Source organism: Amycolatopsis sp. NPDC003676, assembly GCF_053587275.1.
Genome location: NZ_JBSFNS010000338.1, coordinates 1 through 1,231, shown reverse-complemented (window position 1 = coordinate 1,231; position 1,231 = coordinate 1). Strand labels below are relative to the sequence as shown.

Annotated in this window: 2 protein-coding genes; one reads left to right on the top strand and one right to left on the bottom strand. The window is 68.6% G+C overall.

Annotation, left to right across the window (positions count from 1 at the left end; translation table 11 throughout):
• A partial coding sequence (locus tag ACWDNU_RS46230) for an Rv3654c family TadE-like protein (RefSeq protein ID WP_449673495.1) occupies positions 1 to 362 on the top strand: 362 nt, incomplete at its 5' end.
• A gap of 299 nt (positions 363 to 661) precedes the next feature.
• On the opposite strand, the gene ACWDNU_RS46225 is transcribed toward ACWDNU_RS46230, so the two are convergent.
• Positions 662 to 1,231: Zn-binding domain-containing protein (locus tag ACWDNU_RS46225; RefSeq protein ID WP_449673494.1), on the bottom strand; the 570-nt coding region annotated here is incomplete at its 5' end.

The window sequence follows — 1,231 nt, the reverse complement described above, 5'->3', positions numbered from 1 at the left end:
GGCGCCCCGCGCGCCGCTCGGCGCCGCCGTCGGCACCGGCGAGGCCGACCTGTGGTGCACCTACGCCGCGATCCGCCCTGGTGATCGGTCAGGTCGGTGTGGTGGTGGTCGCCCGGCATCGGGCGCAGGCGGCGGCCGACCTCGGTGCGCTGGGTGCGGCGAGTGTGCTGGCCGAGGGCGCCGAGGCGGCGTGTGCCGAGGCCGCTGAGGTCGGCCGACGGATGGGTGCGCGGGTGGCGCGGTGTGTGGTCGAGCAGTGGGATGTGGTGGTCGTGGTGGAAGCGAATGCGACATTCGGAGTGTTCGGCGTGCACGTGATCGCGGCCGCCGCGCGGGCGGGTCCGGTGGATGAGAGTGTGTGACACGGAAGTGTTATCACTGGTCGGTGGTTGTTCCGCACCGAACTAATCCGTAATTCCGTCGAGGGCTATTCCCGGAATTCCATGCACATTCTTTTATGAGGAGAGAACTAAACGAAAATAATGATGTGGCCTACTCGCGGGCGCCCGTCGGCAATGCGTCAGTTAACAGAAGAGTCGTCCTTTTTATTCGGAGGCGACCGACCCGGGGTGGCGTCGCCGCTGGTCAACGGAAAAATGGTCGAGCGACCAGCATTCTCGCAGTGGGGTGTAGCGCCGGTCACGCCGCCGGCGTGTCGGTATTACGAATCCGCTGTCGTGCCGGGGTGTGCCCGCAACTCGCCCAGCACGGCCACCAGGAGCCGTTCCGCCGCGTCCTTGTCCAGCGGGTTGTTCCCGTTGCCGCACTTGGGTGACTGCACGCACGACGGGCACCCGTCCTGGCAGCCGCAGCTGCGGATGACGCTGAGCGTGGCGGCCAACCAGGCGTCCAGCTGGGCGAATCCTCGCTCGGCGAAGCCCGCGCCGCCGGGTTGCCCGTCGTAGACGAACACGGTCGGTGCGCCGGTGTCGGGATGCTCGGCGATCGAGACCCCGCCGATGTCCCAGCGGTCGCAGCCGGCAACCAGCGGCAGCATGCCGATCGCGGCGTGCTCGGCGGCGTGGAGCGCCCCGGGGAGCTCGTCGTCGGTGATTCCGGCGGCGGCGAGCAGCGTGGGCGTGACGGTATAGAGGACGGCCTTGGTGTGCAGGGTCTGGGCGGGAAGATCGAGCTCGACCTGGTCGAGCACCTCGCCGGTGACCAGCGTGCGGAGGTAGCCGACGACCTGATGGGTGACCGCGACCTGCGCGGATGCGGTGGTGACGGCACC